The sequence below is a fragment of the Nonomuraea sp. NPDC049655 genome (assembly GCF_044465465.1).
Taxonomy (GTDB): Bacteria; Actinomycetota; Actinomycetes; order Streptosporangiales; family Streptosporangiaceae; genus Nonomuraea.
The window spans coordinates 255,028-271,557 of sequence record NZ_JBITLS010000012.1; the positions used below are offsets into that span (position 1 = coordinate 255,028).

The following is a 16,530-nucleotide window of genomic DNA, read 5'->3' on the forward strand; positions in this document are numbered from 1 at the left end:
CCCTTCTGTGGGCGCTATGGGCGGTGGCGGTCAGAGCTGGGGTCCGTCGCCTGGTGGGCCGTCGCCGTCGTCGCCGCCCAGGGCCGCGCCGATCGGCACCGCGAACGCGATGCCGGCGAACGCGTCGTCACCCCCGGGGTCGGCGATCGAGACGACGATCCCGACGACCAGCCCGCGGGCGTCCAGCAGGGGGCCGCCGGAGCTGCCCGGGTTGACGGAGGCGTCGAACTGGATCAGCCCGTTCAGGCCGGCGTCCTTGCCGGTCCGGCCGGTGGTCCGGTCGAGGCCCGACACCACCCCGGTGGAGACGCTGTAGGTCAGGCCCAGCGGATTGCCGATCGCCACGACCGGCGCCCCGACGGCCACGGCGCCGCCGAGCGTCGCGGGCACGACGATCTCCGGCAGCTTCACCGGCTTGAGCACGGCGACGTCCCTCTTGGGATTCGCGGCGGCGACGACGGCCTTCGCCCTTGTCCCGTCGGCGAACGTGAGGTTGATGTCCTTCGTGGCTTTGATCACGTGATGGGCCGTCAGGATCGTCCCGTCCTCGGCCGCGATCACGCCCGTGCCGAGCGACTTGCCCGCCTGGATGACCACGACCGACGGCCCGACCCTGCGGAAGACGTCCGGCACCGTGAGCGTCGCGGTGGGCGTCGGCGTGGCGCCCGGCCCTCCCGCGGCCGTCCCGCCGCTGCCGGCGCCGCCCAGCCAGTACGCCAGCACCGCCACGACGACCAGCACCCCGCCCCCGGCGGCGACCCGCCGAACCTTCCCGGCCCTGGGCCGCCCGGCTTCCCGAGCCCCGGCCGCACCGTCCTCCTGCGGCACGCGCTCCATGCCCCTCATACTCAGCAATCGCACCGAAAACTGCCATAAAGAAGGACACACAAATGGCCGGGACCTCCGGACGCGCCGGGGACGGGCCGCAACCCATACGGCGGGACCGATTCCTCAGCCGTTCGCCGACCGGTCCTCCGCCTCTTGCGGACACCCCAGGTCAGATCGGGCCCGGCGGCGCTCGGGCAGAGCTAGGCGGTCACGAGCGTGCGCACGACCATCGGCTCGGCCAGGACGAGGGCCAGCACCTGAGCCGCATGCCGGTGATGCGGAGTGGTCAGGTGCCGCGCCCGCGCCCCGGCGCCCGCCCACTCCTCGATCACCACCATGCTCGCCGGGTGGTTCGGGTCGCCGTAGGCGCGGTAGGCCAGGCAGCCGGGCTCGTCCAGGGACGGCTCGATCATCGCTTCGAGCGCGGTCCGCAGCCGGTCCTCCTGGCCGGCCGCGGCCACGTACTGGGCCAGCACGATGAGGGACATCTCCGGCGCCGTCCTCACGCGAGGGGCCGGGCGGGACCGGCGCCGGCGCCGGAGGCGGTGATCGCGGCGGCGATCTCCGCCAGGTCGGCCGGCGTCAGGTCCACCGCACCGGCGCCGATCCAGCCGTCCACCTGCTCGGGCCGGCGGGCGCCGACGATGGCCCCGGTGACGCCCGGCCAGGCCAGGACCCACGCGATGGCCACCTCGGCGACGCCGACGCCGTGCCGGGCGGCGACCGGGCGCAGCGCCTCCGCCAGCCGCAGGTTGGCCGAGAGGCCCGTGGTGAAGTCGTGGTGGGCGGTGCGCCAGTCGCCGTCGGGCAGGCTCGCGACGCGCTCGGCGGAGAACGTCCCGGTGAGCAGGCCCGACTGCAGCGGCGAGTACGCGATCACGCCCGTGCCGTGGGCGTGCGCCCACGCGATCTCGGCCGCCGCCGACCGGTTGATCGCCGAGAACGGCGGCTGGATGACGTCCACGTGCGCGATGCGCTCCGCGGCCGCCAGCTCCTCGGGCGAGTGGTTGGACAGGCCGATCGCGCGGACCTTGCCCTCGGCCTTCAGGTCGGCCATGACCTGCCAGTACTCCTCCAGCGGCGTGGCGTTGGGCGACACCGCGCCGAAGCCGCCGCCGGCGTACTCCAGCGACTCGCCGGTGTCGGGGTAGTGCACCTGGTACAGGTCGACGCGCTCGACGTTCAGGCGGCGCAGCGAGTCCTCCAGCTCGCGCCGGACGCTGGCCGGCTTCATGATCCGGCGCGGGGCGGCCTGCGGGTCGTCGGGGTCCCAGACCAGGCCCACCTTGGTGAAGACGTACGGGCGGTCGGCCTCGGGCAGGTCGGCGATGGCCTTGCCGACCAGTTCCTCGGAGTGGCCGAGCCCGTACACGGCCGCGGTGTCGATCCAGTTGACGCCGCCGGCGACGGCGTGCCGGATCGCGGCGATCGACTCCGCGTCGTCGGTCGTGCCCCAGCCGAACTTCCAGCCGGCCCCCGACACCGCCCAGGAGCCGAAGCCGAGGCGGGTGACGTCCATGCCGGTGGCGCCCAGAGGCCGGGTGGGCAGGTGGGTGGTGCTCATGTCGCGTTGCTCCCTGTGGGTGACCGGGCATCCCTCGTGGACGTCCGGTGCAGCTCACTCTGGCGCGCCGCCCGCGGCCCACCCAGTGCCCGCCGCTGCCTAGGCACGGCATGACCAGGCTCGCGACGACGCCGGACGGCGATACTGGTCCCATGGCACTGGACAGACGCGCAGAACTGGGCGAATTCCTCCGATCCCGCCGCGCCCGGCTGCGTCCCGAGGAGCTCGGCCTGCCCGAGTACGGCAGCCGCAGACGCGTGCCCGGCCTGCGCAGGGAGGAGCTGGCCCAGCTCGCCGGGGTGAGCGTGGACCACTACGTCCGGCTGGAGCAGGGCCGTACCCTGCACTTCTCCGAAGCGGTCCTGGACGCCGTCGCCCGCGCCCTGCGCCTGGACGCCGTCGAGCGCGCGCACCTCCATCGCCTGGCCCGCCCCTGGAACGACGGCGACCGCGCGCCAGCCGCGCCGCCGCTGCAACGCGTCCGGCCCGGCCTCCAGCGCCTGCTGGACGCGTCGGCCGACGTGCCGGCCTACGTCGTCGGGCGCAACACCGACGTACTGGCCTGGAACCACCTCGCGGCGGCGCTGATCACCGACTTCGGCGCGCTGCCGCCCCGGCAGCGCAACCTGGCCCGCCTGGTGTTCCTCGACGAGGGCATGCGCGACCTGTACGCCGACTGGCCCGCCAAGGCCGCCGACGTGGCCGCCTACCTGCGCCTCGACGCCGGCCGCCATCCTGCGGACACCCGGACGTCGGAGCTGGTCGAGGAGCTGTCGGCGGCCAGCCCGGAGTTCCGCGAGCTCTGGGCCGAACACCGGCTCAAGGACAAGACCCACGGACGCTACGTCTACCTGCACCCGGTGGTCGGCAGGCTCGACCTCGGCTTCGAGACCCTCCGCCTGCCCGACGACCCCGACCAGGCGTTGATCGCCCACACCACCGAGGAGGGCTCCCCCTCCCAGACCGCTCTCCGCCTGCTGTCCGCCTGGACCCGTCAGGCCCACGCCGCCACCTGACCCGCGGCGGGGCGCGCCCTCTAGGAGTCGTCCTTCTCCAGCAGGTGGTCGAGCCTGATGGCCAGATCGAGGGTCTCACAGCGCAGCAGGTCGAGCCGTCGGCGGATCTTCGACCGGATCGCCTGGAAGTGCTCGTCGGTCTGCCCTCGCAGCCCGAGCAGCTCGTCGGTCAGGGCCGTGACGTCCTGGCCCGACTGACTCCGGGTCTCGGCGAGGTCGGCCCGCATCTCGGCGATGCCGAGCACCGCCTCGGAGCAGTCGGCCTCGGCGCACAGTGTCGCCTCCAGCGCCTGGACCCGAAGCCTGATGTCCAGGATCTCCGCCTCTACATCCACTTACTCCTACCTTTGCCGGTAGTCGGTAGGGAGCCGGCCCAGTGGTGGAGGGCGGCCGGGTCCCACTTGCTGTAAGCACATGGTGGCAACCCGTGTATACCCGACACGACCGCCGGCAAGCAACGGGTGCGGGTCCGCGAAGGGCTCGGCCCGGCGCCGGGTGGCGGCCTCAGGCCGAGCCTGGCCTGACAGGTCAGTTGTTGATCGGGTCCGGGCCGTACGCCTGCGTCCCCTGCGGGCAGCTGGGCTCCGGGTCCTTGCAGCAGCGCGGCCTGCTCGACGTGAAGTGGTCGTTCATGTGGCGGCGCAGGGCCGCCAGCTCGTCGCCGAGCGCGGCGAAGTCCTGTCGCATCTCCGTCCGGATGTCGGCGATGTCGGCCTGCATCCGGGTGATGCCGGTCGTGGTCGCCGTGAGGTCGCCGGCGGGCCTGCCTGCCTTGAGCTTCCGCAGGCGCAACAGCAACTTGAGTATCCGTGTCTCTAGGTCCACACATTCCTGCCTTCGCGCAGCTGGACAGGGGCCCGCGCCGGACGAGCGGGCGGGCGCCCCGGGGATGACGAAAACGGTGGCACATCGGCCGCCCGCGTGGGGATGATCTTGATTTCGCCGGGTGAGGTTCCATTACACCGGCGCCCAAGTTTCTTTTCTGCCAGCGGATATTGGCCGCCGAAAGTGACGGACCGAAACAGGGCCAGGCCGGAGGAACGAGGGCGGAGACGGCGGCCCGCCGCGACGGGCGCGTACCGGCCCACGGCACCGGCCCGCGGCACCGGCGCGCCTGCCCCGGCCACGGGCCCGAACCGGCCCGTCAGGGGTGTGGGAACCGGCCCGTCCGCTGGAAAAATCTTCTGGCGCATATCACGGCAAATCCGCAGATCAGGGACCGGCAACCATGCGAATTCCCCTCCGCGACCACGCCGGATCAAGCATCCTGAGCATGTCATCACGCTCCCCCACCCCCCGTTGTAAGGAGCCTCCGTGACCCGGTTCGCCGTCGACCACTCACGCCACGCGCTCATCGCCACCTGGGGTACGGGGATCGGCGACATCGCCACCACCGTGGCGGAACAGGTGCCTTCGAGCCCCGACGTGCTCCGCCTGGCCACCAGCCTCACGGAGCTGTCCTACGCCTGCTGGCGCTGCTACACCCACCCGTCCAGCGCCGCCGACCAGCACGGCCCCAACAGCGTCGGCTGGCAGCGGCAGGCCGAGCGCGACGCGTTCGCCTCGGTCATCCCGGCCCTGCTGGCGCCCGTCCGGCCGGCCAACGGCGCGCTGACCCTCTACTCCACGCGGGTGGAGGAGGTCGCCCACCGCGTCGGCCGTACGCTGCACACGATCAACCACGCGCCGCTGGCCGGCAGCGTGGCCACCGACGTCACCGCCGAGCTGGCCGCCATCGAGAACGCCGAGCTCGGCGACCTGACCGCGCGCGCCCAGCAGGCCGTCATGCTCAGCCGCGAGGACGCCTCGCCCCTCCAGGTCGCCCAGGCCGACAGCCTGCTGCACCAGCATCCGTTCGGCACGGAGGCGCTGTTCACCAAGATCGACCCCACCGCGGCCGCGATCGCGGCGGCCCACTGGCTCTACGCCGCCGCCACCATCAGCGCCCGGCACACCGGCCTGCATCCGATGCAGACCATCTCCGAGGTCGACAACATCAAGGCCCCCGCCCAGGAGAGCCTCACCGAGGTGATCTCCGCGATGAGCGGCGGCGGCTCGCCCAGGGCCGCGGTCATGCCGATGATCCGCAACGCGCTGCACGTCGCCGAGGGCCATCTCTACGGCGTCACCGAGGCCAAACACCGCATCGGTGTGGCCGAGGAGCTGATCGCCCAGGCCCGCACCGACCATCCCGAGCTCGGCCTCGGCCCCAGCACGGTCTACCTGCCCATCACCCCGCTCAACCCCGCCCGCCCGGCCCTCGACCTGCTGGAGAACCTCCTCTACGGCATCCGCAGCTGCTGGCTGACCTTCTCCCAGCACGCCGACACCCCGCCCGGCCGGGAGCCCGGCCGTCCGCGCCGCCACCACCGTCACACGGAGGTCTTCCTGGCCGAGGTGCGGAAGAGGGCGGCGCTGGACCGTTCCCGGCTGCTGTAACCGGTCCCTCCCTGCCCGCTGGGCCGGCGTCACATGATCGCGGTACTCTCTGGCATGTCGGAAAACGTCGCCGAGCGACCTCCCTTACCGGCGCTCACCCGGGCCCTGGTCGGCCCGCCAGGCAAGGTGCTGCTTCCGCTGGTCGCCGTGGCAGGGCTGATCGTGCTCAACCACACGAGCGTGCCGGGCGGAGGTTCGTTCACACTGCTGCTGGCGGGGCTCGCGCTCGCCGTCGTCACCGTGGTCGTCTGGGTCGCCCGGTTCGCGGTGGGCCTGCTGCGCTCCGACGGACGTCCCGGGCTGCGCCGCCACTGGGCCCGCTGGACGGCCGCGCCGGTGATGGGCGTGATCGTGACCGCGCTGGTGCTCACCGGGGCGCCGTTCAGCGCCCGGTTCGCGCTGTCGGAGTCGGGGCTGGAGCAGTTCGCCCGGACGGTCGCCGCGGACACCAAGACCGTCAGGCGCGAAGACCAATGGGTGGGCCTCTTTCCGCTGACGTCGATCGAACGGGTGCCGGGCGGCGCGCGGTTCCTGGTGAGCGACACCGGCCTGTTCGACCGGTACGGCTTCGCCTGGAGCCCGGGAGGCGCGCCGCCGGAGGAGTCCCACACGGGTTACACCCACCTCGAAGGCCCCTGGTACCTATGGGAGAGCCGGTTTTGAAGATTCCTGGATCGGTCGGCGGATGGGTCTTCACGGTCGCCGCCCTGCTGGCGTTCGCCCTCTTCATAGGCGGGGCCATGCTCTGGTTGTCGCTGGCCGGCGCGCAGGCGGCCATGATCCTCGCGGTGACGAAGGCGTACCAGGACGCGGCGCGATGGCGGGCGCCGGCGGCGGAGCGCGCGGAAGGACCGCCTGCCGCCGAGTGAGGCCGGCCCGGTCCGTACGGAGGTGTCGGCGGCGGTCGACGGAGCAGGAACCGCCCCTCGAATGGGTAGGTTTCCGGCCAGACCTCAGGAAGGGGGTGCCGATGCGGCGGAGTGGCGGCGAGCTGATGCTGGGCGGCATGCTGTCCGCCAACCATCTGACCGCGATGGAGGACCTGCCGCACGTGGTCGCCGGGCACGCCGCGCTGGTCGGCTTCTCCGAGACCGCGATCTACGTCACCGACCTGCAGCAGCAGGAGCTCATCCCGCTCTCGGAGCAGCGGGACGCGTCCGGCGAGCCGTTGACGGCCCTGCGGATCGACGGCACGCTCGCCGGGATCGCCTTCCGCAACGTCGAGGTCGCGCACGTGCCGGGCAGGCCCGGCGACACGGCCAGGCGGTTGTGGCTGCCGCTCCTCGACGGCACCGAGCGGGTCGGCGTGCTCGGGGTGACGGTGCCGCTGGACGACGAGGTCGCCGAGTGGCGGGCCCAGCAGCTCGCGTCGCTGGTCGCGCTGCTGGTGATCAGCAAGCGGCCGCACAGCGACTCCTACTCGCGGTTGATCCGCGCCCGGCCGATGACGCTGTCGGCCGAGGTGCTGGTGCCCCTGCTGCCCCCGGGGACGTTCGCCAACGACGAAGTGGTGGTCAGCGCCGTGCTCGAACCGGCGTACGAGGTGGGCGGGGACGCCTTCGACTACGCCGTCGACGGCGAGGCGCTGCACGTGTCGATCTTCGACTCGATGGGCCACGACACCTCGGCCGGGCTGACCGCGACCATCGCCGTCGGAGCCAGCCGGAACAACCGGCGGCAGGGCGCCGATCTCGTCAACACGGGCCAGGCGATCGACGCAGCCATCGCCGAGCAGTTCACCGGCCGCTTCGCCACCGGCATCCTGGCCTGCCTCGACCTGCGCACCGGCTGGCTGACCTGGGTGAACCGGGGGCACCATCCGCCGCTGGTGATCCGCGAGGGCCAGCAGGTGGCCACGCTGTCCGGCGAGCCCGACCCGCCGATGGGCTTCCTGCTGCGGCCGTACACCGGGGAACTGCGCTACCAGCTCCAGCCCGGCGACCGGCTGCTGTTCTACACCGACGGGATCATCGAGGCGCAGAGCCCGGACGGCGAGCTGTTCGGCCTGGAGCGCTTCATCGACTTCATCCTGCGGCAGGAGGCCGACGGCCTGTCGGCGCCCGAGACGCTGCGCCGGCTGGTGCAGGCCATCCTGGAGCACCAGCACGGACGGCTCCAGGACGACGCGACCGTGCTGATGGTGGAGTGGGGCAGCAGCAGGCAGCAGCGGCTCGTCATGTGAGCCCGTCAGGTCTCGCCGACGGCGACGAACCCGCTGTCGGGCCGGTAGTCGGGCGACTGGTGGCGGAAGTAGGTGTTGTAGACCTGGCAGTAGCGGCCGCCGCGGGCCAGCAGCGAGGCGTGGTCGCCCTCCTCCACGATCCGGCCGTGGTCGAGCACGATGATGCGGTCGACGTGCTCGATCGTGGACAGCCGGTGGGCGATGACGATCGAGGTGCGGCCGGCCAGCACCACGTCGAGCCCCTCCTGGATCTGGGCCTCGGTCAGCGGGTCGACGCTCGCGGTGGCCTCGTCGAGGACGACGATCGCCGGGTCCTGGATGAGCAGGCGGGCCAGCGCGACGAGCTGCCGCTGGCCCATCGACAGGGCCCGCCCGTGCTCGCCCACATCGGTGGCCAGGCCGTGGGGCAGGGCCTCGATCCAGTCGCCGCCGCCGACCGCGGCCGCCGCGGCCAGCACCTCGTCGTCGCCCGCGTCGGGACGCGGATAGCGGATGTTGTCGGCGACCGTGCCGCTGAACAGGAACGGCGCCTGCGGCACCGCGCCGATCTGCCGCCGGTACGCGCCGAGGTCGAGCGAGCGGATGTCGTGGCCGTCGATCAGCAGGCGGCCTTCCTGGAACTCGTAGAAACGGGTGATCAGCTTGCCCAGCGTGGACTTGCCGGCGCCGGTGTGGCCGACCAGCGCGACCGTCTCGCCCGCCTCGACGACCAGGTCGAAGCGGCGGAGCACGGGGTGGGCCGCGTCGTAGCCGAAGGTGACGTCGTCGAACTCGATGCGCCCGGCCAGCCTGCCCGGGTCGGCCGAGCCGGTCTGCACCACCCGGGGCGGGGCGTCGATCAGGGCGAAGACCCGCTCGGAGGCCGACAGGCCCTGTTGGAACTGCGACCAGAAGGCGGCGATGGAGGTCAGCGGCATCCAGAACAGCGACACGCCCTGCAGGAACAGGTACCAGTCGCCCGCCGACAGGCCGCCGCCCAGCACCGCGGTGCCGCCGAGCTGGACCAGCGCGACCGTCGCGAGCCCCGCCACGAGGAACAGCAGGGGGAAGATGGCCGAGAAGACGAAGCCCTGGCGCAGCGTCACCCGGTAGCTCTGCTCGTTGACCGGCCGGAACTCGTCGTAGACCTGCCGCTCCTGGCGGAAGTTCTTGGCCACGGCGATGCCGCCCATGGTCTCCTGGAGGTTGGCGTTGACCCGGCTCAGCGACCGCTGGGCCCGCCGCGTGCTGGATCGGGCCAGCCGCCGGAACAGCAGCGCCATGCCCATCACGACCGGCGCCACCAGCAGGGTCAGCAGCGCCAGCTCGACGCTGCGCAGGAACAGCAGGACGGTGACGAACCCCACCATCAGCACCTGGCTGATCAGGTCCATCGTCAGGGTGGAGACCGTGGCGAAGTCGTCGGTGTCGGAGGTGACGCGGCTGACGATGCGGCCCGACGGGGTCTCGTCGTAGAACGACAGGTCGCGTTCGAGCACGGCGTCGAAGGCGTCTTCGCGCAGGCGCAGCACGACGTCGCCGGTCACCCGCGCGCTGTACCACTGGCGGACGAAGTTGAAGGCCCAGCTCAGCGCGCCGGCGAGCAGGATGCCGGCGGCCAGCAGCGGGCCCACATCGGCGATCGTGCCGTCCTGGATGGCGTCGACGCCCTGGCTGGCCAGCAGCGGCAGGGCCGCCTGCGCCGCCGACACCAGCACGATCATGGCCGCCACCAGGAACATCGCGCCCAGCTTGGGGCGGAAGTAGGCGAGGATCCGGCGCGTCAGGTCACGGTCGGAGTAGGTGCGGTCGTAGTCCTCGGCGTCGAGGCCGTCCATGATGAAGCCCATCAGTGGACCCTTTCCTGCTCGTCGAGCGCGCCCTGATCGGCCGTGACCTCGTCGTAGTGGGAGAAGATGCGGCGGTAGAGGGGGCTGCCGGCGATCAGCTCGTCGTGGGTGCCGAAGGCGGCCACCTCGCCGCGCCGCAGCAGCAGGACCTTGTCGGCCCAGCGGATCTGGGAGAGCCGGTGGGTGATCAGCAGGGTCGTGCGCCCTTCCTGGATGCGCTCGATGGCCTGCTGGATGCGGTCTTCGGTGGCGGAGTCGATGGCGCTGGTGGAGTCGTCGAGGATCAGGATGGCCGGGTCGGTCAGCAGCGCCCGCGCGATGGCCAGCCGCTGGCGCTGGCCGCCGGACAGCGTGAGGCCGCGCTCGCCGATGACGGTGTCGTAGCCGTCGTCGAGCTCGGCCACGAACTCGGCCGCCTGCGCGTCTTCCGCCGCTTTGACCACGGCGGCGCGGTCGGCCCGCTGGCCGAGGCCGAAGGCGATGTTCTCGGCCACGGACCGCGAGAACAGCACGACGTCCTGCTCGATGGTGGAGATCTGGGAGCGCAGCGAGTCGAGGTCCCACTCGCGGACGTCGACGCCGTCGACCAGGATCCGGCCCGAGGTGACGTCGTAGATGCGGGGCACCAGCTTCGTCAGCGAGCTCTTGCCCGCCCCGGTCTCGCCGACGATCGCCACCGTCTCCCCCGGCCGCACGGTGAACGTCACCCCCCGCAGGACGGGCTCGCCCTCGCCGTAGCCGAACGTGACGTCGTCGAAGACGATCTCGCCCCCGATGGGCGCGACGTGGCCGGCGACCGGCTGCTCCAGCTCGGTCTCGGCGCCCACGATGTCGAGGATCCGGCGGGAGGACACGATGCCGATCTGCACGAGCGAGAACGTGAAGATCGAGATCTGGGTCGGGAAGCCCAGCATGCCCATCAGCCCCATGAAGGCCACCAGGTCGCCGATCGTGATCGCGCCGGCGGCGTGGAGGTGGAGCGCGTGCCACAACGCCCCCGCCATGGCGCACGCGAACAGCAACGTGGGCAGGTAGCGGGCCTGGACGAGGCCGTTGCGCACGAACGAGTCGCGGTAGCGCCGGGCGTTGGCGCGGAAGCGCAGCCGCTCCTGCTCCTCCTGCGCGGTCACCTTGATGACCTCGATGCCGCGCACCGCCTGGCTCAGCCCGGCGTTGAGGTCGCCGAACTCGTCGCGCATGCGGGTGGCCACCGGGTTGAGCTGCCCCATGTAGTGGCGCAGCGCGACCCCGAACAGCACCCCGAACGCCACGGGCACCAGCAGCAGCCGCGGGTCGATCGCGGCGATGAACACCAGGGGCACCAGGCCGGTGAGCCCGGAGTCGACGATCAGGTCGACGCCCGGACTGATCATGATGGACAGCTGGCGGATGTCGTTGGCCGCCCGCGCCATCAGGTCGCCCACCCGCTGCCGGTTGTGGAAGGTCTGGCTCTTGCCGAGCAGGCCGGCGTAGAGCTCGTCGCGGGCGTCGCGTTCGAGCCGCTTGGCCAGCATCTCGCTGCTCAGCCGGGCGACGAGGTCGAACAGGCCGCGGGCCGACACCACCGCCAGCAGCGCCAGGGCGACCAGGCCGAGCGCGGCGGCGGACGTGCCCCTCCCGCTCAGCACCGCGTCGAAGGCCGAGCCGGTGAGCTGGGGGACCAGCGCGTTGAGCACCACCATCACCAGCGAGCCGCCGAGGAAGCCCGTCAGGGGGAGCGGATGGCGGCGCAGGTGGGACCAGAGCCAGCGGACCGGCCCACGCCGGTCGTAGCGCGGGCCTTCGACGGAGAACTCCGAACTGCCGCTGGTCACGGTGAAACCCCTTGGCCGAGGGCGGGCGAACATCGGACCCGTTTGTATCACCGGCCACCGACAGAATCCGAGGGGTTTTCCGGCCGCCCGTGAAGGCAAAGAGCGGGCATCGTCACGCAATGAGACAGTAACCTTACCCACCGTGGACCCTTTCCTCCATCAGGCGGACCTGCTGCCGCTCGTGACCCTCCAGCCGCCGGTGCGCCTCCTCCCGGCCGACGACCTCGCGGCCGTGGTCCGGGCGACGCCGGTCGTCCACGACCTGCTCCGCCTCGCCTCCGCCGCCGGTGAGCAGGGGGCGGCGTGGCCCGAGCAGGGGGCGGCGCGGCCCGAGCAGGGGCGGCTCTGGGGCGTGGCCGAGGACAGCCGGCTCATCGACGTGCGCGACGGGACCGCCACGACCGGCCCGGCGGTCGAGACCCTGACGTCCGGGCCGGCCGACGACGTGCTGGACACGTGGGGCGACATCCTCTACTCGCTGTTCTCCCCCGAGGCCGACGCCGCGGCGCTCGACGCGGGCACGAGCACCCTGCTCATGCTGCTCAGCCACCGCGACGCCCTGCCGGTGGCGGAGATCCCCGAGCTGACCGACGAGGCGGCCGACGAACTGGCCTGGTTGCGGCTGATCCGGCGCGAGGGCTCGTCGGTGTCGCTGACCCCGCTCGGCACCTGGAGCGCGCTCGACCTCTTCAAGACCCTCATCGGCCAGGACATCCCGGTCCACGGCGGCACGGCCGGCGCCGACGCCCCCACGCTGCTGCGGGCCCTGCGCACCTACGACGACGACGAACGCGCCGAGGAGGTGCGCGTCTGGCTGGGCGGGCGGGATCCGGCGCGGGCCGCCGAGGAGATCGCCGACGTCCTGCTCGACGTCAGCCCGCTGAGCCGGGCCGTCGGCCTGACCGTGTTGCTGGAGGACCTCGGCCGGCCCGGTCAGGAGATCGCCGCCGCGTTGCGCGAGGTGCCCCGGCTGGGGGCGCTCATCCGGGCACGGGAGAAGGAGGACCACGACGTCCCGCCCGCGCCCGTCGACGTGGCCTGGGTGTACGCCGACATGACCGTGGCCGCGATGGAGATCGGCGGCCCGGCCGAGTCGATACTCCAGCTCTCCGGCAACCTCGACGTCGACGACGTGCTCAACATGCTCGGCATGATGACCTGCAGCGACCATCCCTACACGACGCCGATGCTGCGCTTCCTCATCGAGCACCATCCGGCGCCCCGGGTGGCCTCGGCCGCGCGCGTGGCGTTGCAGCGGTGGCGCGGGGTGCACGTACGGCCGCCGGGCGAGCGCGGGCGCCTGCCCAGGAAGCCCCGCAAGCCGGGCAAGACGGCGGGCGCCCAGAAGCGCCGGCGACGCTGACCGGGCCCTCCAAGGGGCTCTGAAGGTCAGGGCTTGCGGGTCAGTTTGAGTGCGGCGCCGACGCGTTCGGCCCACTGCCAGGGGGCGTCCGTGCCGCCGGGCAGGGCGTTGTAGTACTCCCAGCCGCTCACCCCGCCCATCCCGGGATGCCGGTGCAGCAGCTCGGCGACGGTGGCGGCCAGGCGGTCGATCTCGACGTAGCCGCCGCCCCCGTTGTCGGGGGTGGTGACCGCCCCGGCCACCAGCCGGCCCGCCGGCACCACTCCCCCGGCGAGCACGGCGTCGTAGTCGCACGGGTCGGCCAGGCTGCGCGAGCCGCCGTACATCGGCAGGTTGAGCCAGGCGAGGTCGGCGCCCCGGTCGCGGAAGACCTGGTCGTGGTCCACTGCGGCGGACGGGGTGAGCGCGATCAGGAAGGCCGGGCCGAAGTCGGCGCGCAGCCGGTCGATCAGGCGTGCGAGGCCGGGCGGCGACATGGGCGCGGTCAGGCGCAGGTCCACGCCGTCGAGGCGGCGGCGGGCGAGCAGGCGGCGCAGCGGCGGGTAACAGGCGCCGAAGTCGTGGTCGAGGCGGTCGAGGCCGTCGATCATGGCCAGGGCGCGGGCGCCGTACACCTGGGTGACCTGCACGTCGTCCCACATCTGGGCGAGGTCGGGGCAGTCGGGCGGGGCGCCGTTGAGGCGGACGTCGCCGTCCGCGCCGACCTCCACGGTGGCGACGACCAGGTGGGTGAGGCCGGTACGCCGTTCGATCAGGGGCAGCGGGGAGACGTAGAGGCCGCCGTCGCAGTGGGTCCGGTAGTACATCACCAGGCGGGGTGTGTGCTGGGGCAAGGCACGTCCTCCGTGAGGAATGAGGTGATACTTCACCATGTTCCACACCAAGAGTGAGATCAAAACTACTCTTGGTTAATTTTGCCCAGGGCGGTCCGCGGCGCTCAGCGGCCCGCGCGCGGCGGCCTGACCGGCTCCTTCGCGGCCGAGCCGAGGGGCAGCATGACCTCGACCCGTGTCCCGGCCCCCGGCCCGCTGTTGACGACGCAGATGCCGCCGAGTTCGGCCGCCCGTTCCCGCATCGAGCCGAGGCCCACCCCCGCGCTGTACGCGGCGGGCAACCCGCGGCCGTCGTCGGCGACCAGCACGCGCAGCACGGAGTCCCGCTGGAGCACGACGCGGGCGCGGGAGGCCCTGGCGTGCCGCCGGATGTTGGTCAGCGCCTCCTGGACGATCCGGTAGACGGCCACCTCGACGGCGGCGGGCAGGTCGGTCATGCTGCCCTCGACCTCCACCTCGATCTCGGTGTCCGGGGAGGACTGGCCGGCCAGCTCGCGGACGGCTCTGGCCAGGCCGAGGTCGTCGAGCGCGGGCGGACGCAGGCCGTACACCAGCTCGCGGATGTCGTCGGTGACCGCGCCCATGCCGGTGTGCAGCTCGCGCAGCAGCTCGTCGGCGGCGTCGGGGGACTTCTTCAGGCTCATCCTGGCCATGTTGATGGTCATGGCCATGGCCGAGAGGGTCTGGCCGAGCCCGTCGTGCAGGTCACGGCGCAGGCGGCGGCGCTCCTCCTCCCTGGCCGTCAGGATGCGCTCCCTGGAACGCTGCAGGTCGGCGGCCATGCGCACGGCGTGCGCCACGTCGGCGGCGTACGGCGTGAGCGTGGTGAGCACGCGTTCGTTGTGGGCGGCGGGGAAGCGGCGCGGGCCGGGCGGCCCGACGAACAGGCGGCCGACGCGCTCGCCGTGCCACACCAGCGGCACCTGGCGGGGCTCCGCGCCCACCCGGCCGCTCTCGACGTAACGCGGCTCGCCGTCGGCGACCTCCACGGCCACGCCCTCGACCGCGAGCCCGTCGCGCAGCACGCTGACCACGGAGGTCAGCGCCTTGGCCGGGTCGCCGCGCCGGACGGCCTGGGTCAGGCGTTCGGCCAGCACGGCGGGGTCGCCGACGCTGCCGTACAGGAGGCGGTCGACGGCGCGTTGCAGCACGTGCCGCAGCGGCTGGAAGAACGCGCCGGCGAACAGCGCGGCGGCGATGCCCGCGATCTCGTCGTAGCCGGAGACCACGAGGCTGGACAGCGCGCCCGCGCCGAAGTAGACCGCGCTCACCACGGCCACCAGCCCGGCCGCGACGAAGGCCCGGCTGATCACCGTGTCGATGCCGTAGAGCCGGTAGCGGGTCACCGAGAACGCGACGGCGACCGGGATGAGCGCCGCCCACACGACGCTCGGCCACAGGAGCGCCGGCACGAACGCGGCCGTGATCAGGAACACGACGTAGCCCGCGAACGCGAACAGCGGCCAGCCGATCTGCCGCCTGCCCACCGGATCGGCCCGGCGCAGCCGCAGCGCCAGGGAGAGCGCCGTCAGCGCCATGGCGACGTAGATGCCGGTCCAGGCCACCATGGAGACGGCCTCCACGTACGGCCCGAGCGCGCGGATCTGCAGCGGGTTGGGGATGACGGCCGGGTAGGGGTAGCTGCCGGGGGGCGGGTCGGGCCGGAACACCGAGCGGGCCAGGTCGAGCCCGAGTGAGAACGCGCCCAGCAGCAGCACCCACCGCCAGCGCGGCGAGGGCAGCCGCCCGTCGGGCGAGTAGAGCGGCAGCAGCATGGTGAGCGCCAGGCCGCACACCGCCCACCCGACCTGCGCGGGGAAGCGTACGAGCCCGGCCGCGACCAGGTCGCCGTCGGCGGCCAGCCGGAACATCATCGCGCTGGACAGGTCGCTGACGGCGGCGGCGATGCCGCCCGCGACCATCAGCCACGCCATGTTCAGCCGCGGCCGGTGGAAGATCAGGAACGCGCCGACCGCCGGGAAGGTCAGGGCGGCGGCCGTCTGGGGCGAGGCGGTCCTCAGCGGCGTCCACGCCTCCGGCAGACGGGCGTAGACGAGCAGCGCGGCGACCGTGAGGACCGGCGAGGCCACCGCCAGGACGACGGCCGTGACGCGCGCGAGCCGCACGCCCCGGCCCGCGGAGCCGCGCCCGGTCCCGTGGCTCTCCGCCGGCCCGGCCTCTTCGGCGATCTCGGTGAACCCGGTCATCTCATCACCGCCTTCCCCAACACTTGAACAGGATTATGACCCTTTTACTGGGATAATCCGCCCGTTGTGTCCGGGCCGTTACCGTCCGACGCCTGCTCCGGCCCCTCACGGGGCCAGGACAGGCCTCAACCTACTCGACGGCGACGCGTGGTTTCCTATACGCATGCCCGAACCTGATCTGGTGATCGACGGCGGCGACAAGATGTGCGTCCAACTGCTCATCGAGCTGCGCGGGCACGTGCTGCGCGCCGGTCCGGGCGCCGTGATCCACCTGATCGCCAGCGACCCCGCCGCGCCCGTCGACCTGCCCGCGTGGTGCCACCTGACCGGCCACTCCTACCTCGGGCCGGTGCCCGGCGCCGAGCGCCCGACGTACGCGGTGCGCGTCGCGGACGCCGCCAAGGAGACCGAGCCCGCCCGTCCCTGGCACGCGGCCTGACGGCGGCCGCCGCCCG

16 protein-coding genes are annotated in these 16,530 nt (G+C 72.7%); 7 read left to right on the forward strand and 9 right to left on the reverse strand.

Annotated elements, in window-relative coordinates:
* Positions 1 to 30: 30 nt before the first annotated feature.
* The 3 genes from ACIBQ6_RS35060 to ACIBQ6_RS35070 all read right to left on the reverse strand — a co-directional run bounded on the left by ACIBQ6_RS35060 (position 31) and on the right by ACIBQ6_RS35070 (position 2,392).
* On the reverse strand, positions 31 to 837 hold the full coding sequence (locus tag ACIBQ6_RS35060; RefSeq protein WP_397217186.1) for a S1C family serine protease: 807 nt from the start codon (positions 835 to 837) through the stop codon (positions 31 to 33).
* Between the two features lie 191 nt (positions 838 to 1,028).
* Positions 1,029 to 1,316: a putative quinol monooxygenase gene (locus ACIBQ6_RS35065; protein ID WP_358298897.1), complete on the reverse strand. Its 288-nt coding sequence runs from the start codon at positions 1,314 to 1,316 to the stop codon at positions 1,029 to 1,031.
* Between the two features lie 14 nt (positions 1,317 to 1,330).
* Positions 1,331 to 2,392: an aldo/keto reductase gene (locus tag ACIBQ6_RS35070; protein WP_397217188.1), complete on the reverse strand. Its 1,062-nt coding sequence runs from the start codon at positions 2,390 to 2,392 to the stop codon at positions 1,331 to 1,333.
* A 152-nt stretch (positions 2,393 to 2,544) separates the two neighbouring features.
* Between ACIBQ6_RS35070 and ACIBQ6_RS35075 the strand changes: the two genes are divergently transcribed.
* The gene (locus tag ACIBQ6_RS35075) at positions 2,545 to 3,408 is read left to right on the forward strand and encodes a helix-turn-helix transcriptional regulator (RefSeq protein WP_358298893.1); all 864 of its coding nucleotides are present in this window, start codon (positions 2,545 to 2,547) and stop codon (positions 3,406 to 3,408) included.
* Positions 3,409 to 3,428: 20 nt separating this feature from the next.
* On the opposite strand, the gene ACIBQ6_RS35080 is transcribed toward ACIBQ6_RS35075, so the two are convergent.
* Entirely contained in the window at positions 3,429 to 3,743 is a 315-nt protein-coding gene (locus ACIBQ6_RS35080) for a hypothetical protein (RefSeq protein WP_358298891.1), read from the reverse strand.
* Between the two features lie 193 nt (positions 3,744 to 3,936).
* Positions 3,937 to 4,233: a hypothetical protein gene (locus ACIBQ6_RS35085; protein ID WP_397217191.1), complete on the reverse strand. Its 297-nt coding sequence runs from the start codon at positions 4,231 to 4,233 to the stop codon at positions 3,937 to 3,939.
* A 489-nt stretch (positions 4,234 to 4,722) separates the two neighbouring features.
* Between ACIBQ6_RS35085 and ACIBQ6_RS35090 the strand changes: the two genes are divergently transcribed.
* The 4 genes from ACIBQ6_RS35090 (at position 4,723) to ACIBQ6_RS35105 (ending at position 8,029) form a co-directional block, all read left to right on the forward strand.
* Positions 4,723 to 5,847: a hypothetical protein gene (locus ACIBQ6_RS35090; RefSeq protein WP_358298887.1), complete on the forward strand. Its 1,125-nt coding sequence runs from the start codon at positions 4,723 to 4,725 to the stop codon at positions 5,845 to 5,847.
* Positions 5,848 to 5,901: 54 nt separating this feature from the next.
* The gene (locus tag ACIBQ6_RS35095; RefSeq protein ID WP_397217193.1) at positions 5,902 to 6,510 is read left to right on the forward strand and encodes a hypothetical protein; all 609 of its coding nucleotides are present in this window, start codon (positions 5,902 to 5,904) and stop codon (positions 6,508 to 6,510) included.
* A complete protein-coding gene (locus ACIBQ6_RS35100; protein WP_397217195.1) occupies positions 6,507 to 6,716 on the forward strand; it encodes a hypothetical protein in 210 nt (69 codons plus the stop codon). The genes ACIBQ6_RS35095 and ACIBQ6_RS35100 overlap by 4 nt, the downstream gene beginning before the upstream one ends.
* A 101-nt stretch (positions 6,717 to 6,817) precedes the next feature.
* Entirely contained in the window at positions 6,818 to 8,029 is a 1,212-nt protein-coding gene (locus ACIBQ6_RS35105; RefSeq protein ID WP_397217197.1) for a PP2C family protein-serine/threonine phosphatase, read from the forward strand.
* A gap of 5 nt (positions 8,030 to 8,034) precedes the next feature.
* Here ACIBQ6_RS35105 and ACIBQ6_RS35110 read toward each other — a convergent pair whose 3' ends face one another.
* Entirely contained in the window at positions 8,035 to 9,858 is a 1,824-nt protein-coding gene (locus ACIBQ6_RS35110; RefSeq protein ID WP_397217199.1) for an ABC transporter ATP-binding protein, read from the reverse strand.
* Positions 9,858 to 11,672 carry an ABC transporter ATP-binding protein gene (locus tag ACIBQ6_RS35115; protein WP_397217201.1) on the reverse strand — a complete coding sequence of 605 codons (1,815 nt, stop codon included), beginning with the start codon at positions 11,670 to 11,672 and terminating at the stop codon, positions 9,858 to 9,860. The genes ACIBQ6_RS35110 and ACIBQ6_RS35115 overlap by 1 nt, the downstream gene beginning before the upstream one ends.
* A 142-nt stretch (positions 11,673 to 11,814) precedes the next feature.
* Between ACIBQ6_RS35115 and ACIBQ6_RS35120 the strand changes: the two genes are divergently transcribed.
* Positions 11,815 to 13,035, forward strand: coding sequence for a hypothetical protein (locus ACIBQ6_RS35120; protein ID WP_397217203.1), 1,221 nt, complete (start codon positions 11,815 to 11,817; stop codon positions 13,033 to 13,035).
* 26 nt (positions 13,036 to 13,061) lie between these two features.
* Here the strand turns inward: ACIBQ6_RS35120 and ACIBQ6_RS35125 are convergent, their stop codons facing one another.
* Positions 13,062 to 13,868 (reverse strand): hypothetical protein, encoded by an 807-nt coding sequence (locus ACIBQ6_RS35125; protein WP_397217205.1) that lies wholly within the window; start codon positions 13,866 to 13,868, stop codon positions 13,062 to 13,064.
* A 104-nt stretch (positions 13,869 to 13,972) separates the two neighbouring features.
* Complete coding sequence (locus ACIBQ6_RS35130; RefSeq protein ID WP_397217207.1) at positions 13,973 to 16,075, reverse strand: histidine kinase; 2,103 nt, start codon at positions 16,073 to 16,075, stop codon at positions 13,973 to 13,975.
* 163 nt (positions 16,076 to 16,238) lie between these two features.
* On the opposite strand from ACIBQ6_RS35130, the gene ACIBQ6_RS35135 reads away from it, so the two are divergent.
* Entirely contained in the window at positions 16,239 to 16,514 is a 276-nt protein-coding gene (locus ACIBQ6_RS35135) for a sulfurtransferase TusA family protein (protein ID WP_358298869.1), read from the forward strand.
* Positions 16,515 to 16,530 lie beyond the last annotated feature (16 nt).

What these genes read in the sequence shown, in the direction of transcription:
- ACIBQ6_RS35060 (WP_397217186.1), bottom strand. Translation starts at nt 837, where the DNA reads ATGGAGCGCGTGCCGCAGGAGGACGGTGCGGCCGGGGCTCGGGAAGCC.
- ACIBQ6_RS35065 (WP_358298897.1), bottom strand. Translation starts at nt 1,316, where the DNA reads ATGTCCCTCATCGTGCTGGCCCAGTACGTGGCCGCGGCCGGCCAGGAG.
- ACIBQ6_RS35070 (WP_397217188.1), bottom strand. Translation starts at nt 2,392, where the DNA reads ATGAGCACCACCCACCTGCCCACCCGGCCTCTGGGCGCCACCGGCATG.
- ACIBQ6_RS35075 (WP_358298893.1), top strand. Translation starts at nt 2,545, where the DNA reads ATGGCACTGGACAGACGCGCAGAACTGGGCGAATTCCTCCGATCCCGC.
- ACIBQ6_RS35095 (WP_397217193.1), top strand. Translation starts at nt 5,902, where the DNA reads ATGTCGGAAAACGTCGCCGAGCGACCTCCCTTACCGGCGCTCACCCGG.
- ACIBQ6_RS35105 (WP_397217197.1), top strand. Translation starts at nt 6,818, where the DNA reads ATGCGGCGGAGTGGCGGCGAGCTGATGCTGGGCGGCATGCTGTCCGCC.
- ACIBQ6_RS35110 (WP_397217199.1), bottom strand. Translation starts at nt 9,858, where the DNA reads ATGGGCTTCATCATGGACGGCCTCGACGCCGAGGACTACGACCGCACC.
- ACIBQ6_RS35130 (WP_397217207.1), bottom strand. Translation starts at nt 16,075, where the DNA reads ATGACCGGGTTCACCGAGATCGCCGAAGAGGCCGGGCCGGCGGAGAGC.
- ACIBQ6_RS35135 (WP_358298869.1), top strand. Translation starts at nt 16,239, where the DNA reads ATGCCCGAACCTGATCTGGTGATCGACGGCGGCGACAAGATGTGCGTC.